Here is a 23228-nt window from a genome sequence, read left to right on the forward strand (position 1 = left end):
ATCAGTACTTGAGCAGGTTGGTGTCGTCGACCGAGGCCGACCGGCGGGACTTGAAGATGGCCATGATGATGGCCAGGCCGACCACCACCTCGGCGGCCGCCACCACCATCACGAAGAACGCCATCACCTGGCCGTCGAGCTCGCCGTTGATCCGGGCGAACGTCACCAGCGTCAGGTTCACCGCGTTGAGCATCAGCTCGATGCACATGAACACCACGATGGCGTTGCGCCGCACCAGCACGCCGACCACGCCGATGGTGAACAGCAGCGCGGACAGCAGCAGGTAGTAGGTGGGGGTCATTTCGCCTCCTCCTCACCCGGCGAGCCCTCCCGGCCGGACGAGCCGCTCACCAGCGCCTTGGCCTGCTCGGCCCGCTTGGCGTCCTCGGCCGCGACGGCAAGCCGCTCGTGCTTGGCGATCAGCTGCGCGGCGGTGGTCGACTCGATCAGGTCGGACAGCGACTCGGGCGCCACCCGGCCGTCCGGCAGCAGCGCGGGGGTGGCCACCGAGTTGGAGGTGGCGAACACGCCGGGACCGGGGAACGGCGTCTTGCGCTTGTACTCACCGCGGAAGCGCGCCTCGACCAGTTCCTTCTGGGTCTTCTTCGCGCCTTCGTTGCGGCGGTCGCGGGTGGCCAGCACGATACCGGCCAGCGCGGCCACGATGAGCAAGATCGCGGTGAGCTCGAAGCCGAACAGGTAGTCGGTGAAGATGAGCCTGCCGAGCCCGCCTGCCCCGCCGCCGGTGGGGCTGTTCGGGTCGAGCTGCGGCGCCGGGGTCACGTTGGTCAGTGCCCTGGTCACCCCGGCGACCAGCAGCCCGGCGAAGCCGATGCCGAACAACGCCGCCAGCACCCGCTGGCCGCGCAGCACCTCGACCACCGAGTCGGCGTTCTCCCGTCCGGCCATCATCAGCGCGAACAGGAACAGCATCATCACCGCGCCGGTGTAGACGATGATCTGGGTGAAACCCAGAAACGGCGCCGACTGCACCATGTACAGCACGCCGAGGCTGAGCATGCTCAGCACCAGCCACAGCGCCGAGTGCACCGCGCTGCGGCTGAAGATCATGCCGAGGCCGCCCGCCAGCGCGGCGGGACCGAGGATCCAGAACGTGACGGCTTCCCCGGTGGACACCTCGCCGGCGGCTTGCGCCAGCACCATCGAGCTCATTGCGCGCTCACCTCGCTGGACTGCCGGTCCTGGCCGGCCTGCCGAGCCAGCTCAGGCCCCCGCACGTAGTAGTCCTGCTCGTCGTCGCCCAGCCGCATCGGGTGCGGCGGCGCCTCCATGCCCGGCAGCAGCGGGGCGAGCAGGTCCTCCTTGGTGTAGATCAACTTCTGCCGGTCGTCGTCGGCCAGCTCGTAGAAGTTGAGCATGGTCAGCGAGCGGGTCGGGCACGCCTCGATGCACAACCCGCAGCCGATGCAGCGCAGGTAGTTGATCTGGTAGTTCTTGCCGTACCGCTCACCGGGGGAGTAGCGCTCCTCCTCGGTGTTGTCGGCGCCTTCCACGAAGATCGCGTCCGCCGGGCAGGCCCACGCGCACAGCTCGCAGCCGACGCACTTCTCCAGGCCGTCCGGGTGCCGGTTGAGCTGGTGGCGACCGTGGTACCGCGGGGCAGTCGGGTAGAAGACCTCCGGGTACTCCTCGGTGACCACCTTCTTGAACATCGTCGAGAAGGTGACGCCGAAGCCCTTGATCGGATCAAGCATCCCCATCGTCGCTGCCCTCCTTGTCGGCACTGGCCGACGAGCTCGTGGTGCTGGCGGCACCGGCCTTGGCCAGCCGCTTGCGCTTGCGCTCGGCCTTCTCCAGGGCGAGCTGCCGCGGTGTCTTCTCCGGCACTTCCAGGTCCGCGGGCGGCACCGGGAAGCCGCTGCCCGCCAGCGGGATGCGGTCGGTGACCTCGACCTTGCGTTCCGGGATCAGCAGCGTCAGCAGCACGATGAGCAGCACCGCGGCGCCGCCGAAGATCACGATCTCGGTGGAGCCGACGTTGCCGTCGGTGCGCAGCGCCCGCACCCCGGCGATGAGCACCACCCAGGCCAGGCTGACCGGCACCAGCACCTTCCAGCCCAGCCGCATGAACTGGTCGTAGCGGAACCGGGGCAGCGTGCCGCGCAGCCAGATGTAGAAGAACAGGAACGCCAGCATCTTGACGAGGAACCACAGCACCGGCCACCAGCCGGTGTTGAAGTACCCGTCGCCGATCGCCGAGATGGGCCATGGCGCCATGTACCCGCCGAGGAACAGCGTGGCGGCGAAGCCGGACAGCACCACCATGTTCACGTACTCGGCGAGGAAGAACAGCGCGAACTTCAGCGAGCTGTACTCGGTGTGGAAGCCACCGACCAGCTCGGACTCGGCCTCCGGCAGGTCGAACGGCGCCCGGTTGGTCTCGCCGACCATGGCGATCACGAAGATCACGAAGCTGGGGAACAGCAGCAGTGCGAACCAGCCGTTCTGCTGCGCGTCCACGATGTCACCGGTGGACAACGACTGCGCGTACAGGATGACCGCGACCAGGCTCAGGCCCATCGCGATCTCGTAGCTGATCACCTGGGCCGCCGAGCGCAACGCACCGAGCAGTGGATACGGCGAGCCGGACGCCCAGCCGCCGAGCACGATGCCGTACACGCCGACGGCCGAGCAGGCCAGCACCACCAGCACACCCACCGGGAGGTCAACCAGCTGCAGGTAGGTCTCCTCGCCGAAGATCGTCACCTTCGGGCCGAACGGCAGCACGGCGAAGCCGACGAACGCCGTGGTGGACGAGATGACCGGGGCCAGCCAGTAGACCTTGCGGTCGGCGCCGTCCGGGATGATCTCCTCGACGAACGCCAGCTTCAGGCCGTCGGCGAGCGACTGCAGCCAGCCGCCCGGCCCGACCCGGTTGGGGCCGACGCGGTGCTGCATCCGGGCGACGACCTTGCGCTCCCAGTTGATCATGAACAGGGTCATCACCACGCCGAAGGCGAACAGCACGACCACCTTCAGCAGCACCAGCCACCAGGGGTCGTCGGCCAGCACTTCGGCGCGCGATGCCTCCTGCTGCGCCTGCGCCAGGAACAGCGTGCTCACGCCGCACCTCCCGTTTCACCGGCGGGACCTTCCGCGGATTCGGCACCGGCGGCGGTGCCCGCGCTCAGCTGCACCAGGCCGCCGTGTCCGACACCGAGCGCCTCGTACACGCCCACGGGCGAGCGGGACGGCACCCACACCACGTCGTCGGGCAGGTCGGCGATCTCCGCGGGGAAGCTCAGCTCGCCGCGCTCGGTGCGGATCGTCGCCGGCTCGCCCGGGACGATGCCGTGCCGCTGCGCGGTCGCCTCGTTCAGCCGCAGCACGGCAGGACGCGCGGTACCCGCCAGGTGCGGCTCCTCAACCTGCAGCGACCCGTTGTCGATCAGCTGCCGCCAGGTGGACAGCTTCACGTGGCCGTTCGTCTCGGCCTTCGCCTGCTCGGCCTCGGGGGCGGCCTCGACGGGCGTGGCCGCCGGGCGGGTGACCGAGTTCGCCGCCCGGACGAAGTCCGCCCGCGCCGCCTTCGGGGTCTGGGTGAACAGGTCGACATCCATCTCGACCGCCAGGGTGTCCAGCACCCGGCAGTCCGGCACCGCGCCGGTGTTCTGCAGCGTGACCTCGAACGGCCGGTCACGGCCCTCCCAGTTGCGGAACGTGCCAGCCTTCTCCGCGGTCGGGGCGATCGGCAGCACCACGTCGGCCCGCTCGGTGACGGCCGACGGGCGCATCTCCAGGCTCAGCACGAAGCCGACCTTGTCCAGCGCTTCGCGCGCCGCCCGCGGGTCGGGCAGGTCGTCCGGGTCGACACCGCCGACCACCAGCGCGTCCAGCTCGCCTGCGGCGGCAGCGGCCAGGATGCCCGCGGTGTCCCGGCCCGGCTCGGCAGGCAGCGAGCCCTCCGGCAGCCGCCACAGCTTCTCCAGCGCGGCACGGGCCCCGGCGTCGGTGACCGGCGCGCCACCGGGCAGCAGCGTCGGCACCGCACCGGCGTCCAGCGCACCACGCTCACCCGCCCGGCGCGGAATCCACGCCACGCGGGCGCCGGTGCGTTCGGCCAGCCGCTGCACCGCGGCGAACAGCCCGGGCATGGTGGCCGCCCGCTCGCCGACCAGGATGACCGCGCCCTCGGCGGACAGCGCCTCGACGATGTCCTTGGCGTGCTCGGCGATCCCGTCGAGCGCGGCGGCCTCGCCGCCGGGCTCACAGGCCAGCAGCTCGCCGGAGGTCTTGCGCACCGACGAGGTGGTCCACTGCCCGACGAAAGCCACCCGGGTGCCCATCTTGCGGGCCGCCTTGCGCAGCCGCAGGAACACGATCGGCGCCTCGTCCTCCGGCTCGAAGGCCACGCACAGCACGATCGGCGCCTTCTCCAGCGACGCGAAGCTGACGTGCTCCGGGGTGGTGCCGGCCACCTGCGCAGCCAAGAACTGCAGCTCCTCGGCGGAGTGCGCGCGAGCGCGGAAGTCGATGTCGTTGGTGCGCGCGGCGACGCGGGCGAACTTCTGGTACGCGTAGGCGTCTTCCAGCGTCAGGCGGCCACCGGTCAGCACACCGATGCCCTTGCCGTCCCGCGCCTTCAGCAGCGCCTCCGCGGCCAGCCGCATGGCCTCAGGCCACGACGCCTCGTGCAGCTCGCCGTCCTCCCCGCGCACCAGCGGCTTGCGGATCCGGTCCCGCGCCGTGGTGTAGCGGAAGGCGAACCGGCCCTTGTCGCAGATCCACTCCTCGTTGACGTCCGGATCGTCGCCGGCCAGCTTCCGCATGATGCGGCCGCGGCGGAAGTCGGTGCGCTCCGCGCAGCCGGACGAGCAGTGCTCGCAGACGCTGGGCGAGGACACCAGGTCGAACGGCCGGGACCGGAACCGGTACTGCGCCGAGGTCAGCGCGCCCACCGGGCAGATCTGGATGGTGTTGCCGGAGAAGTACGACTGGAACGGCGTGCCGTCCGGGGTGTGCGACGCCGACTTCTCCAGCTCGGCGGTCTCCGACGTGCCGATCTGCTGCTGCGCCCCGCGCTCCAGCAGGTCGATGAACGGGTCGCCGGCGATCTGCTGGGAGAACCGGGTGCAGCGCTGGCACAGCACGCAGCGCTCCCGGTCCAGCAGGATCTGCGTGGAGATCTTCAGCGGCTTGGGGAACGTGCGCTTGCGGTCGACGAACCGGGAGTCGGTGCGGCCGTGCGCCATCGCCTGGTTCTGCAGCGGGCACTCGCCGCCCTTGTCGCAGATCGGGCAGTCCAGCGGGTGGTTGATGAGCAGCAGCTCCATCACACCCTTTTGCGCCTTGTCCGCCACCGGGGAGGTCAGCTGGGTCTTGACCTCCATGCCGTCGGCGACCGTGATGGTGCACGACGCCTGCGGCTTGGGCATGGGCCGCCCGCCCATGGACACCTCGACCAGGCACTGGCGGCAGGCGCCCGCCGGGTCGAGCAGCGGGTGGTCGCAGAACCGCGGGATGACGATGCCCATCCGCTCGGCGGTGCGGATGACCAGCTCACCCTTCGGTGCGATGACCTCCTGGCCGTCGATCGTCAGCCGCACGTGCCCCTCGGGCACCTCGGTCTGCGCCGTCTCGGAAGGCTTCTGGTGCGCAAGTGTCATGCCGAGGCTCCCACCAGCTCGCGCTTGTTGGCTTCACACAGCGCCACGAACTCGTCCCGGAAGTACTTGATGCCGCTCTGGATCGGGCTCACCGCGCCGTCACCGAGCGCGCAGAACGAACGGCCGAGGATGTTGTCGCAGACGTCGAGCATGGTCTCGATGTCCTCTTCGGTGCCCCGGCCCTCGACCAGCCGCTCCAGGATCTGGGCCAGCCAATAGGTGCCCTCCCGGCACGGCGTGCACTTGCCGCAGGACTCGTGCTCGTAGAACTTGGTCCACTTCATCACCGCCCACGGCACCGACACGGTCTCGTTGAACACCATCACCGCGGTGGTGCCCAGCATCGACCCGGCCTCGGCGGCGCCTTCGAAGTCCAGCGGCACGTCCAGGTGGGCGGCGGTCAGCAGCGGCGTGGACGACCCGCCGGGGGTCCAGAACTTCAGCGGGATGCCGTCCTTCATGCCGCCCGCCATCTCCAGCAGCTGGCGCAGCGTGGTGCCCAGCGGGGCCTCGTACTGACCGGGCCGTTCGACGTGCCCGGAGATCGAGTAGATCTTCGGGCCGGGCGACTTCTCGGTGCCCATGGAGCGGAACCAGTCCGCGCCGCCGTTGATGATGTACGGCACGGTGGCGATGGTCTCCACGTTGTTCACCGTGGTCGGCTTGGCGTACAGGCCGGCGGCGGCCGGGAACGGCGGCTTGAGCCGCGGCTGCCCGCGGCGGCCCTCCAGGGAGTCCAGCAGCGCCGTCTCCTCGCCGCAGATGTACGCGCCGGCTCCTGCGTGCACGGTGATGTCCAGGTCGAAGCCGCTGTCCAGGATGTTCTTGCCCAGGTACCCGGCGGCGTAGGCCTCCCGGATCGCGCTGTTCAGCCTGCGGATGCAGTGCAGCGCCTCACCGCGCACGTAGATGAAGCAGCGGTGCGCGCGCATCGCGTAGGAGGCGATGATGCACCCCTCGATGAGCGAGTGCGGGTCCGCCATCATCAGCGGGACGTCCTTGCACGTGCCCGGCTCGCCCTCGTCGGCGTTGATCACCAGGTAGTGCGGCTTGTCCTCGTTCTGCGGCATGAACGACCACTTCACGCCCGCCGGGAAGCCCGCGCCGCCGCGGCCGCGCAGGCCGGCCTCCTTGACCAGCTCGACGATCTCCTCCGGCGTCATGCGCAGCGCCTTGCGGATCGCGGTGTAGCCCTCGAGCTGCTCGTAGGTGGCCAGCCGCCACGACTTCGGGGACAGCCAGCGCTTGGTCAGCACCGGCGTGAGCGGGTCGGTCTTGGACGCTGTGTCAGCCACGCGATCCCTCCTCCGGCATCGGGGGCGCGATCCAGCCGCGCTCCTGGGCCAACGCCGCACCGCGCAGGGTCTCCTCGGCGGCCGACGGCCCGTCCACATCCGCAGCGAACCGCTCCTCGTCCTCCGGGAAGAACCCGGCCAGCTGCAGTTCGGCGGTTTTGAAGTCGGTCAGCTCGGCGCCCCGGGTCGGCTTGGGCCGTTCCCCGTTGCGCAGCTTGTCGACCAGTTCGACGGCGGACTCGACGGTCTGCTTGTCGAAGTACTCGTAGTTGACCTGGATGACCGGGGCCAGGTCGCACGCCGCCAGGCACTCGGCGTGCTCGAGCGTGATCGAGCCCGGCTCGCCCGGCTCACCGGCGGTCTCCTCGTGGCCGACGCCGAGGTGCTCGCTGAGCTTCTTGTAGATGGCGTCACCGCCCATCGCCGCGCACAGCGTGTTGGTGCACACGCTGACCAGGTGCTCACCGCACGGGCGGCGCTTGTACATGGTGTAGAAGGTCGCGACCGCGGACACTTCGGCCTCGGTCAGGCCGAGCTGCTCGGCGCAGAAGGCGATGCCCTCGCGGCTGACGTAGCCCTGCACCGACTGCACCAGGTGCAGCATGGGCAGCAGGGCCGAACGGGACTCGGGATAGCGCCCCTTGAGCTCCTGCGCCTTGGCGACGATGTCGTCGCCGAAAACCGTCTCGGGTGCCTGAGTCACCGGTCACAGCCTCCCATCACCGGGTCCAGCGAAGCCACGGCGGCGATGATGTCGGCGACCATCCCGCCCTCGGTCATCGCAGGCATGGCCTGCAGGTTGACGAAGCTCGGTTCGCGCACGTGCACGCGCAGCGGACGCGTGCCGCCGTCGGAGACCATGTGGTAGCCCAGTTCGCCGCGCGGGGACTCCACCGGGGAGTACACCTGGCCGGGCGGCACCTGGAAGCCCTCGGTGACCAGCTTGAAGTGGTGGATCAGCGACTCCATCGACTGGCCCATGATCTTGCGGACGTGCTCGAGCGAGTTGCCCATGCCGTCCGAGCCGATGGACAGCTGCGCAGGCCAGGCGATCTTGCGGTCCTCCACCATCACCGGGCCCGGCTCCTTCAGCCGCTCGGCGGCCTGCCGGATGATGCGCAGCGACTGGTGCATCTCCTCCACCCGGATCAGGTACCGGGCGTAGCAGTCGGCCGCGGTGTCGGTGGGCACCTCGAAGTCGTAGGTCTCGTAGCCGAGGTACGGCTCGGTCTTGCGCAGGTCCCACGGCAGTCCGGCGGAGCGCAGCACCGGGCCGGTGATACCGAGCGCCAGGCAGGCGTCCACCGGCAGGTAGCCGATGCCCTTGAGCCGGTTCTGCCAGATCGGCTGGCCGGTGAGCAGCCGGTCGTACTCCGGCAGCCGCTTGTCCATGACCTTGCAGAAGTCGAGGATCTTCTCGACCGCGTCCTCCGGCACGTCCTGCGCCAGCCCGCCGGGCCGGATGAACGCGTGGTTCATCCGCAGACCGGTCAGGTACTCCAGCAGGTGCAGCACCTCTTCCCGCTCGCGGAAACCGGCGGTCATGCCGGTCAGCGCGCCCAGCTCCATACCGCCGGTGGCGATGGCCACCAGGTGCGAGCCGATCCGGTTGATCTCCATCAGCAGCACCCGGATGACCTGGGCCCGCTGCGGCGCCTCGATGCCGAGCAGCCGCTCCACGCCCATGCAGTAGGCCGCCTCGTTGAACAGCGGGGACAGGTAGTCCATGCGCGTCACGAACGTGACGCCCTGGGTCCAGGTGCGGTACTCGACGTTCTTCTCGATGCCGGTGTGCAGGTAGCCGACGACCGAACGCAGGTCGGTGACCGTCTCGCCTTCCAGCTCGACGATCAGCCGCAGCACGCCGTGCGTGGACGGGTGCTGCGGGCCGAGGTTCATGATGATCTTCTCGTCACCGCTGACGTCGGCCATCACCTCGTCCCAGTCGCCGCCGGTGACGGTGTAGACCCGGCCCTCGGTGGTCTCCCTGGACGGGGCGTAGGGGTCGCTGGTGCTGCCACGCTCGGTGGTGTCGGTACCGGTGGTGACGTCGCTGAGCCGCTGGGCGCCGTGCGTCGTCTTCTCCGTCATGAGTACGCCCTCCGCTGGTCGGGCGGCGGAATCTCGGCGCCCTTGTACTCCACCGGGATCCCGCCGAGCGGGTAGTCCTTGCGCTGCGGAAAGCCGTCCCAGTCGTCCGGCATCAGGATTCGGGTCAGCGCCGGGTGGCCGTCGAAGACGATGCCGAACATGTCGTAGGTCTCGCGCTCCTGCCAGTCGGCCGTCGGGTAGACCTCGACGATGGACGGCACGTGCGGGTCGTCGACGTCCAGCGCGACCTCCAGGCGGATCCGCCGCCGGTAGGTCATCGACGTCAGGTGGTAGACCACGTGCAGCCGCTGGGGGACGTCCACGCCGTAGTCGACGCCGGAGACCGAGCTGCACAGCTCGAACCGCAGGCCCTCGTCGTCGCGCAGCACGCGGCAGACGTCCACAATGGCTTCGCGCTTGACGTAGAAGGTGATCTCGTTCCGGTCGACCGTGGTCTGCTGAATCACCGACGGGTCGATGCCCGCGTCGTTGAGCGCGGCGTAGAACTCGTCGGCGAACGCGTCGAACCAGCCGCCGTAGGGGCGCTCGGACGCCGGCGGGGTGTAGGCGGGCAGGCGCAGGCCTCCGTAGCCCGACGTGTCACCGGTTCCTTGCACGCCGAACATGCCGCGGCGCTCGCGGCCCGCGACGATCGCGCGTGCGGGTTCTGCCCCACGCGGCTCCAGCCCGGCGCCCGGCCGGTCGGCGGACGAGCCCGCGGTGCCCGGCTGGGGGTCGGTGTTGGCGGCAGCCTCGGCCGACTGCTGCTGTGGTGGTGGGGTGGCGTCAGATTCGGGCTTGTCGGTCACGGCGTCATTGCTCCAGCAATTCCAGCGGGATCGTGCTGCGGCGCTTGCCTTCCCGCTCGTTCGGCGGGATGGCGGCTTCCCGCTCCTTGCGGTCCTTCTTGCGCGCGTACCGCAGCGAGGACGGCGGCAGCGCCAGCTCTTCACCGCGTTCGGCCTTGAGCCTGGCCCGCGCCGGGCCGAGCGGCTCGTGCTTGATCTTCTCGTGGATCTTCAGGATCGCGTCGATCAGCATCTCCGGCCGGGGCGGGCAGCCAGGGAGGTACATGTCGACCGGGACGATGTGGTCGACGCCCTGGACGATCGCGTAGTTGTTGAACATGCCCCCGCTCGAGGCACACACGCCCATGGCCAGCACCCACTTCGGCTCGGCCATCTGGTCGTAGATCTGCCGCAGCACCGGGGCCATCTTCTGGCTCACCCGGCCTGCGACGATCATCAGGTCGGCCTGCCGGGGCGAAGCGCGGAAGACCTCCATGCCGAACCGGCTCAGGTCGTAGCGCGGCGCGCCGGTGGTCATCATCTCGATGGCGCAGCAGGCCAGGCCGAACGTGGCGGGCCACAGCGACGAGCGGCGCGCCCAGTTGGCCAGCTTCTCCACACTGGCCAGCAGGACGCCGCTGGGCAGCTTTTCCTCTAGTCCCATTCCAGACCGCCCCTCGCCCACTCGTAGACGTACGGGATGGTGATCGCGACGATGAAGATCGTGACCGCGATGAACCCGAACATGCCCACCGCGTCAGCGGCCACGGCGTACGGGTAGAGGAACACCATCTCGATGTCGAACAGGATGAACAGCATCCCGGTCAGGTAGAACTTGACCGGGATCCGGCCGCCACCGGCCACCGGCTGCGGCGACGGTTCGATTCCGCACTCGTACGGCTGCAGCTTCTGCCTGTTGTAGCGCTTCGGGCCGACCAGCGGAGCGATCGTCACGGAGAAGACCGCGAAACCGAAGGACAACAGAAGCAGCAACACCAGCGGCAGGTAGGTACCAAGTCCGCTTGCCGCGGTCGCCGTGTCCGGCATGACGACTCCGTCCTTCCTCGACACGCTTGTGAAATTCTTCACGAGCGTGTCCGCTCGCGTTGTGAAGGTCTTCACAAACGGCTGTAGAGGCAGTGTAGGACGACCATAACTCTTCTGTCGCCCGGGTATCCCGTGGGTCCCCCGGTCTTGCCCTCATGATCATCGGCGGGCTTCTGAACAGGGAAAACGGCGGATCGGTCGCGGGTCGGCAGATACCCGGGGCAGTGTGGGCCCACCGGACGGTCGCACGGTCCAGACCTCGTGGAACGGTGTCGCCAGCGGCCACGACGGCCGTGCTCCGGGGCTGCCGAGGAGCGGGCAGCGAGTGGATGGGGTGCGCAGACTCACACGGGCTGGGGATCCGACTGCCGCAGGCGGGCGCCAGAACGCTCGTGGGCAACTCGCTGCGATGCCCGATCTCCCGCTGCGATCCACGCCGGGCCAGGCGGCGTGAACGCGGCACGGAGCAACCGGTCATCGAGGCCGGCTTGGGCATCGAGGGCTGGGCGGCGTGCGGTGGGAGACGAACCGACCCACCCGCCGTCCACTGCTGCGTCACGGGCGGCTCGAGTTTGCGTCGGCTGGTCGGCCGGGTGGGTCTCGGCCGTGACCGGTCCCGGGAGCCCGTTGGCTGCCGTCTGGGCCGACCGCTCGCCAGGTCGCTGAGCCGTCGTGCCCGGCCAGGGGGAGCCTGCCTGTCTTCTCGTGTTCGGTCGTGGCCGACCCGGGAGACCGCGCTCCTTGTGTTCGGTGGCAGCCCGGGTCGGAAGACACGCCCACCCCGCGTTCAGTGGCGACCTGAGGCGGGAGTCCACACCGCCCGGCGTCCGACTGCGACCCCCGATGGCAACACCGCCCGAAAATCACGCCGCCCTCTGCCCGGCCGAGAACGCGATCCCCAGAAAATCCACACCTGACCCGCACTCGATGAGCGACCCGGGCCGGGAGTCCGCACCTGCCTTGGCTTCGGTGGCCGACGGCCTGCCCCTGCCCTGTGCCTGGCCCGGGAGCCCTCTGCCCTGCGCTCGGTGGTGGCCCGGGCCGGGGGCCGCGCTGCTTCTGTGGCGCCGCGTGGGCCTAGCGTGGCGCCGGGGTGATGCGCGAGGCCGCCGCGATCAAGCGGTCCACCGCGTCCCCACCGCGGGCGTCGTAGCAGCCGGACAGGCCCTTGTAGATCAGCGGGATGAGCTTGTTGATCCGCAGGCCGTAGCGGGTGGCGACGCGCATGACCGTGGGCTTGCCGATGGCTTTGGCGAAGGCGTTGCCGAGCCGGTAGTAGCCGCCCATGCGTTCCCGCAGGGCGATCGTGTAGCCGTGCAGGGCCCGCTCCCGGGACGGTCCGGCCGGCCGAGCCAGGGCTTGCACCACGTGTTCGGCGGCCAGCTGGGCGGATTCCATGGCCGCGGCGATTCCTTCGCCGTTGAACGGGCTCACCATGCCACCCGCGTCGCCGAGCAGCAGCAAGCCGTCCTTGTAGTGCGGGGTGCGATTGAAACCCATGGGCAGCCCGGCACCGCCGATCTTGCCCACCGCGTTCTCCTCGCGGAGGCCCCACTCCTCCGGTGTGGATTCCAGCCACGTGCGCAGCAGCGCGCGGTAGTCGGTGTTCCGGAAAGCCGGGGAGGTGGACAGCACGCCCAGACCGACGTTCACCGTGCCGTCGCCCAACGGGAAGACCCAGCCGTACCCGGGCAGCAGCCGGGGGTTCTTCGGGTCACGGCGATCCCACAGCTCGAGGTGGCCCTCGATGAACGGCTCGTTGTGGCGCGGGCTCCGGTAGTACCGGCGCACGGCCACGCCCATCGGCCGCTTGTCGTTGCGCTCGATGCCCACACTTCGGGCCAGTTTCGCGTTGACCCCGTCGGCGGCCAGCACCAACGGTGCGCGATACGTCACCGGCTGCCGCTCCGGCCCGACCAGTGCCTTGACCCCGACCACCCGGCCGCGCTCGACCACGGCCTCGGTGACGTTGGTCTTCTCGTACAGCCGGGCTCCTGCCTTCTGGGCGGTCTGCGCCAGCAGGTGGTCGAAGTCGTGCCGGGTGCGGGAGACGCCGTACGGCGGATAGCTGGTGAGCTCCGGCCACGGCAGTTCCAGCGTGATGTCGCCGGCCAGGATGCGCAGTCCGGTGCTGTGCACCCAGCCGGCTTCCTCGCGGGTGTCGATGCCGAGGTCGATCAGCTGCTTGACCCCGCGCGGGGTGAGCCCGTCGCCGCAGACCTTCTCGCGCGGGAAGGTGGTCTTCTCCAGCAGCAGCACGTCCAGCCCGGCACGAGCGAGATACGTCGCCGCGGTCGACCCCGCCGGACCTGCACCAACAACGATCACCTCGGCGTCGTCCATCGGGCCGCGCCTGCTGCTGCTCTGCGTCATAGACGCAACTGTAGAGGTCACACTCACGGCAATTCCGCGCGTTGTGACCTGAGAGGTACCCGGCAGTCCGCAAAGCGAGGCAACACTCCGGTCGCCACTCCGGTCGCCGCTTGGCAGGATCCAGAGTCGAGCGCGCTCGTCAGCGCGTTTGCGGTGCGGCTGACTCGGGCTCGCGAGCCGGCTGGTCGGTGCGCGCGGCCTCCGGCGCGGCCTGGGGTCTGGCCGGCTTGACGGCTCGGTGCACCGCGACGACGCCGAATGTCAGGTTGATCCACTCGACGTCTTCCCAGCCTGCCGCGGCGATGATCTCCCCGAGTTCGCGCTGCGCGGGCCAGGCAGCGGACGACTCGGACAGGTACGAGTACGCCTCGGGATTGGACGAGGCGCGCTTGCCGATCCACTTGGGCAGTTGCAGCAGCACCTTGCGGTGCAGGTAGCGGATCGGCGCGAACGGCGGCGTGGACACCTCGCAGATCACCAGCCGGCCACCGGGCCGCACCACCCGCGCGATCTCCCGCAAAGCCGCACCCGGGTCGACGAAGTTCCGCAGGCCGAAGCAGATGGTCGCGGCGTCGAACGCCTCGTCGGCGAACGGCAGGTGCAACGCGTCGGCGGCGACCATCGGCAGGCCCGGCCGCTTCCGCTTCCCCTGCTGCAGCATGCCGAGGGAGAAGTCGGCGGCCACCACCCAGGCGCCGGCATGACCGAACTCCACGGTGGACACTCCGGTGCCGGCGGCCAGGTCCAACACCTTCTCCCCGGGCCGGGCATCCAACGTGCGGCTGGTGAACACGCGCCACCGGCGATCGAACCCGAACGTCATGAACGAGTTCGCTCGGTCGTAGCCCTTCGCGACGCCGTCGAACATCGCGGCGACTTCGCGCGGATTCTTGTCCAGGCTGGCGCGCACCATGGGGCCAGCCTAGTCGCCCTGGTCAGCGGGCCCTGGCCGACGGGTCTCGCCGGTCACCGTCCGTGCACGGCAGGTCAGCAGAACGCGCACGAGCACCATCGCCCCGCCGCGCTTGGAACCGACGCGATCCTGACGCGGTGCCGAACCGCGCATCCTGGCACGGTGCCCGAACCGCTCGGCTGGCCGAGGTCGCCGCGAAGGTCGATCACTGAGGCCTGCGCCCAGGCGCCAGCACGGGGCTGGGCCTCGACCCCCGAGGCCCAGCCGGGCACACCGAGCCCTCGACCTGCGGCATCCCCCGCCACGCCAACACACCGAGTCCCGAGTGAGCCGGTGCGCACGAACCTGCCCCGGCCAGAACACCCGCGCCCGGACGAAGCGCCCGCATCCGCACCTCAGCCAGGACTCCACGGTGCCGGACAGACCGCCCGCACCGCGGCTGGGTGACGAGGCCAGCAACCGTCCGAGGCCGGGCACCCAAGCAGACCGGCCAACACGCCGAAGCATCAACGTAGGAGAGCACCGTCACGGCCACGCCGGGCCGACACCAAGACAACCCACCTGCGGCCGTTCAAACCCTCCCGGACGACCGCGCCAAGAGCCGGCTGCGCGCCGAGACCCGCCTGAGGCATTAGCACCGACCCGCATCCCGCCCGGCCCCCGCCGGGCCTACGAGGACCTGGCCGCCGTGGCCAGGTCCGGACCGCCACCGTGCCGGAGGAGCACCGCAGTCAGCCGGGACGCCACCGCGCCCGGAAAGGGAACGTGACCCGTACCCAGCGGCCGTACTTCACCAGATCCGCCACCGCGCCCGGGCAGAGAGCCCACACCCGGGCTGGGCGGCGGCACCGGTAACCCGCTTGGGCCAGGCGTCCCGGTAAGCCCGCGTATGGCGAGGCAGGGGTCTCAGGGACGTGCGTTCGTGCGCACATCCGTGGGGTCGACGCCCCGCCGTGCACTCGCCTCCGAGTCGCGCCTGGGCTCAGTAGGCATGGCGCTGGTCAGCGCGTGCAGCATCATCAGCAGTGCCAACAGCACGGCCGCCTGCAACATGTGTGCTTTGCCACGCATGTCCGATCCGACGTGCGCCGTTGGCGGTCCGTTCCGGCCGCACGCCGCACGGCCCGCCAACGGCATCGTTCGGCTAGTTGTGTGCCGCATCCCGCTGATGCAGCAACGCGTGCGTCCGCTTGATCTTGGCCAGCGACTTCGGCTCCTTGACCTGTGCCTGCTCCGCCTGCGCGGATCGGACGGCAGCTGTTGCCTCGGCCAGCTCACCGTTGGGGCTGGTGGCCGGCTTGCTCGGGGTGTACAGCCAGGTCTGGAACACCTCGTCGAGCTGCTTGCCGGACAGCCGCTCGGCCAGCTTGATCAGCTCCGGCGTGCTGCCCCAGCCGTTGCGGTTCTTCTTCGGCCACTTCTTCAGCAGCTTGAAAAAGGCCTTGTCGCCCATCGCCTTGCGCAGCGCGTGGACCGCCATCGCGCCCCGGTCGTACACCGCGGAGTGGAACTGGTTCTCCGCACCCGGGTCGCCCGGCAACACGGTCCAGAACGGGTCGTCCGCGTCGTACGCGCTGTAGATGTATTCCGCGATCTCGTCCGTCGTGCCTTGGCCCTGCTCCTCCGACCACATCCATTCCGCGTAGGAGGCGAAGCCTTCGTTGAGCCAGATCTCGTCCCACGACTTCAGCGACACCGAGTCGCCGTACCACTGGTGCGCGAGCTCGTGCGCGACCACGTAGGTGTTGGAGCCGCCGGCGAAGAACCTGGAATCGTAGACCGGTCGGGTTTGCGTCTCCAGCGCGAACCCGACGTTGCTGGAGACGACGCCACCATTGGTCTCGAACGGATACTTGCCGAATTTCGTCTCCAGGAACTCGGTGATTTCCGGCGTGCGTTCGACGCTCGCCCGGGCGGCGCTGGGCCACTCCAGATCCTTGGCGTATGCGTTGAGGTACGGCTTGCCGTCCGGCCCCACGCCTTCGGTGATGTCGTAGTCCTCGATCGCCATGAAAGCCAGGTACGTGGCCATCGGCTGCTTGCTGACCCAGTGCCAGCGCACCATGCCGTCGGTGCGCTGGGTGGTGGCGATCAAGGTGCCGTTGGAGATCACCTCGAGGCCCTTCGGCGCGGCGACCGAGATGGTGAACGTCGCCTTGTCCGTCGGATGGTTGTTCGACGGGAACCACCAGGGCGCGATGTGCGGCTGGTCGACCGCCAACGCCCCGGTCGAAGTCTGCTTCCACGCGTTGTAGCCGTACAGCTCGTACTTGTGCGGCGTGTCCGAATACTTGACCACGACCAGCATCGGACTGCCCTTGCGCAGATCCTGCGCCGGGTCGACGACCAGCTCGCCACCGTCGGTGGTGAATTTCGCCGGGCGGTTGTTGACCCACACCGATTCCACGTTCAGCAGGAAGTCCAGATTGAACTGTCCGAGGTCCTGCTTCGCCTTGGCGAGAATCGTCGTGGTACCGGAAAGCCGATCGGTCTTCGGCTGATACGTCACACTGATGTCGTAATGCCTGACGTCATATCCGCCATTTCCGTCGAGCGGATAGTAAGGATCCCCCAGCCCCGGACTACCCGCCCCGGGGGCGGCGCTCGCGGTGGACGACAGCAACAGGACGGTCAGCCCCGTGGCGGCCGCGGTGAATCCGGCCCGTTTCCTCAGGCTCATGGTGACCTCCGAATTCGCGACATACCTCCCTGATAGTCGCGATGGCGAACCTAGCGAGCCGGACCGACATTGACCAGCCGATGTGCCGAGTCGTCCCCCATCGGCCCAAGAACCGGCCTAATCCTCGGTCACGAATGTCGAGTTTCGCGTCGCATCGGCCGGGTGCGGATCGCCGTCGGCCTTCCTGTCGGCTGTCTCGCCGGGTTTCCCGGCAGTCTTCTCCTCCGCCTTGTCGTCGACCTTCTCGTCGGCATTGTCGCCGGCATTGTCGTCGGCACTGTCACCGGCGTTGTCGCCGGAATTGTCACCGACCTTGTCTTCGCTGTCTTCGCTGCTTGTCCCGGCGGCCGCATCAACGCTCCCCGTACCACCGGAGCGCTTCGGCCGCAGCCACCACAGCAGCGGGGCGGCCACCAGCCACGTGATCACCACCGTGCTGCCCGCTGGGAGCAAGGTGAGATCGGCCGTCCGGCCGGCGACCCGCACCAGGTTCGGATTGGTGCCGTCGTACTCCACCAGCAGCCGCTGACCCTCGACCAGGCCGCCGGGGTAGAGCACGCCGTCCTGGGAGATGAACACCCGGCCGTCCGGTCCGGTGAACCGCACCGTGGTCCTGGCCCAGTCCTGGGAGATCACTTGGGCGTTCGCCGCGACCCGATTGGCCTCGATGGCCGCGTCGTTGCGGTAGGCGGCCACGACCAGCACGGCGGCCATCACCGTCACCAGACCAGCCACCCCGAGCACGATCAAGCGCAGCAACCGTCGCCGCCGGTCCGCTTGCCTGGCATCCGTCTGGTTGGTCATTCGCTGAGGGTAACGGCCCGGACGGCACTCGCACCCCGGGTGCCGCACGCGTCGTCGTCACCGGCGGCTGTTACGCGACGGGCGGGCACGCAGCTGACGGGTATCCGCCGGATCGATCACGTCATGGAGCTCGAGCACCGTGGCCACAGCGCGCTTTGCCCTTTCGCACCTCGGCCCGGCCGCAACGATCGCGCGCACAGACGGTAGGCGAGCCACCGAGCCGCACGGTCACTGGTCACCGGGGCCCACGACCAAGGTCCGTCAGCTCGTCGCCACGTCCCAGCCCGCGTCACGCGCTGAGTGATGCGCACCATAGCGGAACCAAACGTTTCCGCACGTCCCGCGTCACGCGCTGAGCGTGGCCACCGCTTCGGCGACCGCGGCCTGCAGCCGCTCGTGCAACATCGGCCGCGCGGACCGGTCGATCCGCACCTCCACCACGCGCAAACCGGGAGCCGGGTGCAGGACGTCTCGGAACTCCTCACGCGTCCGCACCAGCTGGTAAGGCACTCCGTACCCCGCGCACAGTGCTCCCAGGTCAGCGCCATGCGGGGTACCGAACACCCGCTCGAAGCGGTCGACGTGCTCGTCGTCTCCTTGCTCAAGCAGCGAGAAGATCCCTCCGCCGTCGTCGTTGACCACCACGACGGTCAAGTCCGGGCGCTTCTCACTCGGCCCCAGCAGCAGGCCGTTGATGTCGTGCAGGAACGTCAGATCGCCCACCAGCGCGTAGGCGGGACGCCCGTGCGCGCTGTGCACCAGCGCGGCGCCGACAGCGGTGGACACGGTCCCGTCGATGCCCGCCACGCCCCGATTGCGATGCACCACAATCCCCGGCCGCGCCGGACCGCCAGCCAGCGCGATGTCCCGCGTGGGGTTGGACGAGCCGACGACCAGCAGCGAACCGTCCGGGATCGTGGCAAGCACCTCGGCCGCGATGGCAGGCCCGTTCGGCCACGGCTCGGCGGCCAGGGTGCGCGCGACCGCTTCGCGTGCCAGCCGATCGGCCCGTTGCCACCGCTGCAGCCACTGCTGGTCGGCGGGTTTGCTCGGTTCGGCGAACCACTGACCGACCTGGCGGACGTTGTGCGCGGGGGTCGGCCAGTCGGTGTCCGGGCGCACCAGCAGCACTTCCACGTCCGCGTCGGCGAGCAGCGCCTGCACCTGCCGGAACACGGTCGGGCGGCCGATGCACAGCACCTGCTCCGGCCGGTGCGCGGCGACGAACTCCGGCACGCCGAGCAGCCACGGACCGGTGGTCACGGCCGAATCCCCGGACAACCCGGCGGGCCCGGTCTCCGCCATGATCGGCCAGGAGTGCTCCGCCGCCCATTCGCTCACCGCGGACGTACCGGAATCGCACGTGACGACCAGCCCGGTTCTGGTCGACGGGATCACGAAAGCCGGCGCCGCGCCGTAGTCCGGCAGCTCGGTCCAGCGCTGGCCGTTCGGGCGACCGTCCAGCGATTCGCTCCATTCGTCGTCGCCGTCCGGCACCAGCGGCTCGCGGAACGGGATGTTGAGATGCACCGGCCCGGACCGCCACTCCCCGTAGGCGGCGCTCCAGGCACGGCAGATCTGGCTGCGCCAATAGGCGTTCTGGCCTGCGTGCTCACCCGCCACCGCCAGCTCGGCGAAGTAACGGACCGCGTCGCCGTACAGCTTGTTCTGTTCGATGACCTGATTGGCGCCCGCGGCACGCAGCTCCGGCGGCCGGTCGGCGGTCAGCACGATGAGCGGGACGCCCGCCCGGTCCGCCTCAAGCACCGCCGGGTGGAAGTTGGCGGCGGCGGTGCCCGACGTGCACACCACTGCGGCCGGGCGGCCGGTGCGTGCCGCGATGCCCAGGGCGAGAAACGCCGCGGACCGTTCGTCGATCCGCACATGCAGTTCGATCCGGCCGGCCGCGGCAGCGTCGTACAAGGCGAGCGACAACGGCGCGTTGCGGGACCCGGGCGACAGCACGACGTGGCTGACCGTGTTGCGGATCAGCTCGTCGACGATCACCCGAGCCTGCGCGGTCGACGGGTTCACCAGCCGCTCCCTTTCCGATCGATTCCCTGCATTGTTTCAGCCGCCGCAGGAATGCTCCCGGTGCCGGCCGGCTCAACGGGGCAAGCGGCCCCGCCGTCGAGGCACAGGCGGCGAGAGGCCGGTGCGTGACGCCCGCGGGCGTCACGCGTGGTCGGGCGGCCGTTCTCATCGACCGTGCGCCGGTGCGTCACGCCTGTGGGCGTCACCCACGACATTTGGGCGATTTGCCCTCCTGTCGCCCAGGGTATGCGTGCCTGCGCGCGAGGACAGCCGCACGCCAGGAGAGTTCCACCACGCCATACCGGCTCCACGAGCACGCGTGGCTGTGGCGGAATCCGGACGCGCCCACAACCTGCCGACGGCTGTGGCGGAATCCCCACACGCCGCGCCCACAACCTGCCGACGGCCAGAACGTGCGGACGGCCGAGACGCCACCGGACGCCTCGGCCGTCGACCCTCACCCGCGAATCACTTGAGCGGAACCCGCAGCACGTGCCCCGTGCCGAGCGGCGAGCTGCCGTCCGCCGGGCACACGCTGCAGTTGGAGATGTAGGCGTTGCCGCCGCGCAGGGCCAGCCCGCCCGGCATCACCAGGCCGGTGTGCTTGATCAGCTTCTTGCCGTGGTGCCCCACCCGGTACAGCGCGCCGCGTGGGTCCTGCTCGGCGTTCAGCAGCCCGGCGTGCGCGATTTCCAGCACGTAGAGCTTTCCGTGGTGGAAGCCGATGTCGATGACGTTGGTGAAGCCGGAGGCCACCACCTTGGGTTCGTGGCCCGGCTTGACCTTGTACACCCGCGCCTTGCCCTGCGGGAACGGGAAGCCGGTCAGCTCACCGACGTAGTAGGCGCCGTCCGGACCTTTGGCCACGGACGTCGGCACCGACTGCAACGGGATCTTCGTCCCTGGCGGGAGACCCAGGAAGTCCGGCGCGACGATCGTGCGCTCCGGGAACTTCGCCAGCACGCGGATCTTGCTGTGCTTGACCCACAGCAGGGTGTTGCCGCCCGCGTCGACCACGGCCTGGCCGCGCCGTTCGGCCACGACCGAATTCGGGTTGCTGTCCGGCCCGGCCTTGTCCGGGTCGTTCTTCGCCTCGAACCGCGCGACGTCCGCGGCGCCGACGAGCCCGTGCCATCCGCTCTTCAGCAGCCAGCCGTTGGTCTTCCTGCCGAGCAGGGGAAGCTGATCGCGCATCGCCGGGTCGGCACCCAGGCCGACCGTTACATAAGCCTTGCCGTTGCGGAACGCGATGTCCGATGGGCCGATGGCTTGCGTGCCGTCCGGCGCGGCGAGCGACCCGATGTCGGTGGCCGCCCGCTTCTGGTGACGACCGCGTACCACGGTGACCGCACCGCTGGCGCCCCAGCAGACCTCGTCACCTTCCGGGCCGGCGAAACACGGCCCCGACCCGCCGGAGCCTGCTTCGGTCACGTACAACGCGCTGTGCGGACCGAACGCCAGCCCCCGCGGGTTGTCCAGGCCTTTCGCCACGACTTGCGGCGCACCACCACCCCGGTGCTCACCCGCGACCGCGCTGGTCGCGCCGAGCAGGGCAAGGATGCGTGAGCGCCGCATGATCGGGTCCTCTCCTCGCGGAATCCTCCGGGAGGTATGTCGGCTTGCCCGGGGGCCCGGTTAGACCCTGCGTAGCCGCCCACCCCGGCGGGTGTCACCCGCCCGGACCAGGGCGTTCCTCCGCACCGGCCGACCGGGACACCCGGGCGAGCACCGGTGCCGGGACCGTTCCGCCCGCGTCGCGGCCTACTCCACGGTGACGCTCTTGGCCAGGTTGCGCGGCTTGTCGATGTCCCTGCCCAGCGCCTTGGCCAGGTGATAGGCGAACAGCTGGAGCGGGATGGTGAGCAGGATCGGGTCCAGCTCCGGCTCGTTGCGCGGGATGCGCAGCACCGCGTCGGCCAGGCCGTCGGGCAGCTCGGCGTTGGTCACCGCGATGACCGGCCCGCCGCGCGCCTTGATCTGCTCGATGGTGGCGATGTTGCGGGCCAGCAGTTCGTCGTCGGGCACCAGCACCACGGACGGCATGTCCTCGTCGATCAGCGCCAGCGGCCCGTGCTTGAGCTCCGCCGCCTGATACGCCTCGGCATGCAGGTAGGAGATCTCCTTCAGCTTCTGCGCGCCTTCCCTGGCCACCGGCCAGCAGCGCACCCGGCCGATGAAGAACATCCGCTTGGCGTCCAGGAACCGCCGGGCCGTCTCGGCGATGGCGTCCTCGTCCTTGATGATTTCCGCGATCTGCTCCGGCAGCGCGGCCAGCCCGCGCACCAGGCGCTGACCGTGCGCCACCGACAGGTCCCGCACCCGGCCGAGCAGCAAACCCAGCATCGCGAAACACACGCTCATGCTGGTGACGGCCTTGGTGGAGGCCACCGAGACCTCCGGCCCGGCATGCAGGAACACGCCGCTGCCGCACTCCCGCGCGATCGCGCTGCCGACCGCGTTGACCACTCCGATCACCTGTCCGCCCTTGCGCTTCAGCTCGCGCACCGCGGCCAGGGTGTCGGCGGTCTCGCCGCTCTGGCTGACCGCGACGTACAGGGTGTCCTGCTCGATGACCGGGTTCCGGTAGCGGAACTCCGACGCCGGCTCGGCGTCCGCGGGAATGCGGGCCAGCTCTTCCACCAGGTTGGCGCCGATCTGGCCGGCGTAGTAGGCGGAGCCGCAGCCGAGGAACTTCACCCGGCTCACCGCGCGGAGTTCACGCGGATCCATGCCGAGGCCGCCCAAGCGTGCGGTGGCGAACCGCTCGTCGAGCCGGCCCAGCAGCGCACGCCGCACGGCGTCCGGCTGCTCGTCGATCTCCTTGCGCATGAAGTCGGGGTAGCCGCCGAGCTGGTAGTCCACGTCGTCCAGGTCGACCGTGGTCGGCGTCTTGGCGCCCGCGCTGGTGGTGAAGCCGTCCGCGGTGAGGGTGGCCAGTTCGCCGTCGTCCAGGTAGACCACCCGCTGGGTGTGCCGGACCAGCGCGGCCACGTCCGAGGCGACGAACATCTCGCCGTCGCCGATGCCGATGACGATCGGGCTGCCGTTGCGCGCCACGACCAGCTCGTTGGGGTTGCGGGCGTCCAGCACCACCAGCCCGTAGGCCCCGTCGACCTTGCTCAGCGCGGTGCGCACGGCCTCCTGCAACGACGAGGCCCCGCCGTCGAGTGCCTGCGCGACCAGGTGAGCGATCGCCTCGGTGTCGGTGTCCGAACGCAGTTCGACGCCCGCAGCGGTCAGTTCCGCACGCAGCTGGTCGGCGTTCTCCAGCATGCCGTTGTGCACCACGGCGATGCGATTCGCCGCGTCGACCTGGGGGTGCGCGTTGGCGTCGTTCGGTTCACCGTGGGTGGCCCAGCGCGTGTGGCCGATCCCGATCGTGGCGGGCACACCGCCGTCCAGGCGCTCGCGCAGCTCCGCGACGCGAACCGCGGCCTTGGTGACCTTGAGCCGCCCGCGATGCACCAGCGCCACACCCGCGGAGTCGTAGCCGCGGTACTCCAGCCGATGCAGTCCTTCGATCAAGATGTCCGACGCCGGACGCGCGCCGATGTAACCGACGATTCCGCACATGTA

General features: G+C 69.7%; 18 protein-coding genes. All 18 read right to left on the bottom strand.

The annotated features are described in order from the left end of the window. Position 1: 1 nt before the first annotated feature. Positions 2–301 carry an NADH-quinone oxidoreductase subunit NuoK gene (nuoK, locus tag YWY_RS0106215; RefSeq protein ID WP_028846899.1) on the bottom strand — a complete coding sequence of 100 codons (300 nt, stop codon included), beginning with the start codon at positions 299–301 and terminating at the stop codon, positions 2–4. Next, positions 298–1173 carry an NADH-quinone oxidoreductase subunit J gene (locus YWY_RS20580; protein ID WP_038044658.1) on the bottom strand — a complete coding sequence of 292 codons (876 nt, stop codon included), beginning with the start codon at positions 1171–1173 and terminating at the stop codon, positions 298–300. Before YWY_RS20580 ends, nuoK begins: the two co-directional genes overlap by 4 nt. Then, positions 1170–1721, bottom strand: a complete 552-nt coding sequence (nuoI, locus tag YWY_RS0106225; RefSeq protein WP_028846900.1) for an NADH-quinone oxidoreductase subunit NuoI — start codon at positions 1719–1721, stop codon at positions 1170–1172. Before nuoI ends, YWY_RS20580 begins: the two co-directional genes overlap by 4 nt. Continuing rightward, positions 1708–3084, bottom strand: a complete 1377-nt coding sequence (gene nuoH / locus YWY_RS0106230; protein ID WP_028846901.1) for an NADH-quinone oxidoreductase subunit NuoH — start codon at positions 3082–3084, stop codon at positions 1708–1710. The genes nuoI and nuoH overlap by 14 nt, the downstream gene beginning before the upstream one ends. Beyond that, entirely contained in the window at positions 3081–5627 is a 2547-nt protein-coding gene (locus YWY_RS20585) for an NADH-quinone oxidoreductase subunit G (RefSeq protein WP_051309906.1), read from the bottom strand. The genes nuoH and YWY_RS20585 overlap by 4 nt, the downstream gene beginning before the upstream one ends. After that, positions 5624–6922, bottom strand: a complete 1299-nt coding sequence (gene nuoF / locus YWY_RS0106240) for an NADH-quinone oxidoreductase subunit NuoF (protein WP_028846902.1) — start codon at positions 6920–6922, stop codon at positions 5624–5626. The genes YWY_RS20585 and nuoF overlap by 4 nt, the downstream gene beginning before the upstream one ends. Next, positions 6915–7625, bottom strand: coding sequence for an NADH-quinone oxidoreductase subunit NuoE (nuoE, locus tag YWY_RS0106245; protein ID WP_028846903.1), 711 nt, complete (start codon positions 7623–7625; stop codon positions 6915–6917). Before nuoE ends, nuoF begins: the two co-directional genes overlap by 8 nt. Continuing rightward, entirely contained in the window at positions 7622–9013 is a 1392-nt protein-coding gene (locus tag YWY_RS0106250) for an NADH-quinone oxidoreductase subunit D (protein WP_028846904.1), read from the bottom strand. Before YWY_RS0106250 ends, nuoE begins: the two co-directional genes overlap by 4 nt. Continuing rightward, complete coding sequence (locus YWY_RS20590; RefSeq protein WP_051309998.1) at positions 9010–9699, bottom strand: NADH-quinone oxidoreductase subunit C; 690 nt, start codon at positions 9697–9699, stop codon at positions 9010–9012. Before YWY_RS20590 ends, YWY_RS0106250 begins: the two co-directional genes overlap by 4 nt. A gap of 127 nt (positions 9700–9826) precedes the next feature. After that, on the bottom strand, positions 9827–10465 hold the full coding sequence (locus YWY_RS20595) for a NuoB/complex I 20 kDa subunit family protein (protein WP_084609049.1): 639 nt from the start codon (positions 10463–10465) through the stop codon (positions 9827–9829). Further along, the gene (locus tag YWY_RS0106265; RefSeq protein ID WP_028846905.1) at positions 10456–10848 is read right to left on the bottom strand and encodes an NADH-quinone oxidoreductase subunit A; all 393 of its coding nucleotides are present in this window, start codon (positions 10846–10848) and stop codon (positions 10456–10458) included. The genes YWY_RS20595 and YWY_RS0106265 overlap by 10 nt, the downstream gene beginning before the upstream one ends. 1077 nt (positions 10849–11925) lie before the next feature. Beyond that, positions 11926–13221 carry a geranylgeranyl reductase family protein gene (locus YWY_RS0106270; protein ID WP_051309910.1) on the bottom strand — a complete coding sequence of 432 codons (1296 nt, stop codon included), beginning with the start codon at positions 13219–13221 and terminating at the stop codon, positions 11926–11928. Between the two features lie 139 nt (positions 13222–13360). After that, entirely contained in the window at positions 13361–14134 is a 774-nt protein-coding gene (locus YWY_RS20600) for a class I SAM-dependent methyltransferase (RefSeq protein WP_084609050.1), read from the bottom strand. Positions 14135–15278: 1144 nt separating this feature from the next. Continuing rightward, positions 15279–16814: a M1 family metallopeptidase gene (locus tag YWY_RS0106285; protein WP_028846907.1), complete on the bottom strand. Its 1536-nt coding sequence runs from the start codon at positions 16812–16814 to the stop codon at positions 15279–15281. Positions 16815–16931: 117 nt separating this feature from the next. Beyond that, entirely contained in the window at positions 16932–17618 is a 687-nt protein-coding gene (locus YWY_RS24880; RefSeq protein WP_342665095.1) for a DUF3592 domain-containing protein, read from the bottom strand. Positions 17619–17963: 345 nt separating this feature from the next. Beyond that, positions 17964–19652, bottom strand: coding sequence for a 2-succinyl-5-enolpyruvyl-6-hydroxy-3-cyclohexene-1-carboxylic-acid synthase (gene menD, locus YWY_RS0106295; RefSeq protein ID WP_028846908.1), 1689 nt, complete (start codon positions 19650–19652; stop codon positions 17964–17966). A gap of 468 nt (positions 19653–20120) precedes the next feature. After that, entirely contained in the window at positions 20121–21227 is a 1107-nt protein-coding gene (locus YWY_RS0106300) for a ScyD/ScyE family protein (protein ID WP_028846909.1), read from the bottom strand. Positions 21228–21413: 186 nt separating this feature from the next. Next, positions 21414–23225, bottom strand: coding sequence for a glutamine--fructose-6-phosphate transaminase (isomerizing) (glmS, locus tag YWY_RS0106305; protein WP_028846910.1), 1812 nt, complete (start codon positions 23223–23225; stop codon positions 21414–21416). Positions 23226–23228 lie beyond the last annotated feature (3 nt).

This window comes from Thermocrispum agreste DSM 44070 (assembly GCF_000427905.1).
In the GTDB taxonomy this organism is placed as follows: Bacteria; Actinomycetota; Actinomycetes; order Mycobacteriales; family Pseudonocardiaceae; genus Thermocrispum; species Thermocrispum agreste.

Bases quoted from the DNA above. Each gene is read 5' to 3' on its own strand.
- nuoI (WP_028846900.1), bottom strand. From the start codon at position 1,721: ATGGGGATGCTTGATCCGATCAAGGGCTTCGGCGTCACCTTCTCGACG.
- YWY_RS20580 (WP_038044658.1), bottom strand. From the start codon at position 1,173: ATGAGCTCGATGGTGCTGGCGCAAGCCGCCGGCGAGGTGTCCACCGGG.
- YWY_RS0106285 (WP_028846907.1), bottom strand. From the start codon at position 16,814: ATGAGCCTGAGGAAACGGGCCGGATTCACCGCGGCCGCCACGGGGCTG.
- YWY_RS0106300 (WP_028846909.1), bottom strand. From the start codon at position 21,227: ATGCGGCGCTCACGCATCCTTGCCCTGCTCGGCGCGACCAGCGCGGTC.
- YWY_RS24880 (WP_342665095.1), bottom strand. From the start codon at position 17,618: ATGACCAACCAGACGGATGCCAGGCAAGCGGACCGGCGGCGACGGTTG.
- YWY_RS20595 (WP_084609049.1), bottom strand. From the start codon at position 10,465: ATGGGACTAGAGGAAAAGCTGCCCAGCGGCGTCCTGCTGGCCAGTGTG.
- YWY_RS0106265 (WP_028846905.1), bottom strand. From the start codon at position 10,848: ATGCCGGACACGGCGACCGCGGCAAGCGGACTTGGTACCTACCTGCCG.
- nuoK (WP_028846899.1), bottom strand. From the start codon at position 301: ATGACCCCCACCTACTACCTGCTGCTGTCCGCGCTGCTGTTCACCATC.
- YWY_RS20600 (WP_084609050.1), bottom strand. From the start codon at position 14,134: ATGGTGCGCGCCAGCCTGGACAAGAATCCGCGCGAAGTCGCCGCGATG.
- YWY_RS20585 (WP_051309906.1), bottom strand. From the start codon at position 5,627: ATGACACTTGCGCACCAGAAGCCTTCCGAGACGGCGCAGACCGAGGTG.
- YWY_RS0106250 (WP_028846904.1), bottom strand. From the start codon at position 9,013: ATGACGGAGAAGACGACGCACGGCGCCCAGCGGCTCAGCGACGTCACC.
- YWY_RS0106270 (WP_051309910.1), bottom strand. From the start codon at position 13,221: ATGACGCAGAGCAGCAGCAGGCGCGGCCCGATGGACGACGCCGAGGTG.
- glmS (WP_028846910.1), bottom strand. From the start codon at position 23,225: ATGTGCGGAATCGTCGGTTACATCGGCGCGCGTCCGGCGTCGGACATC.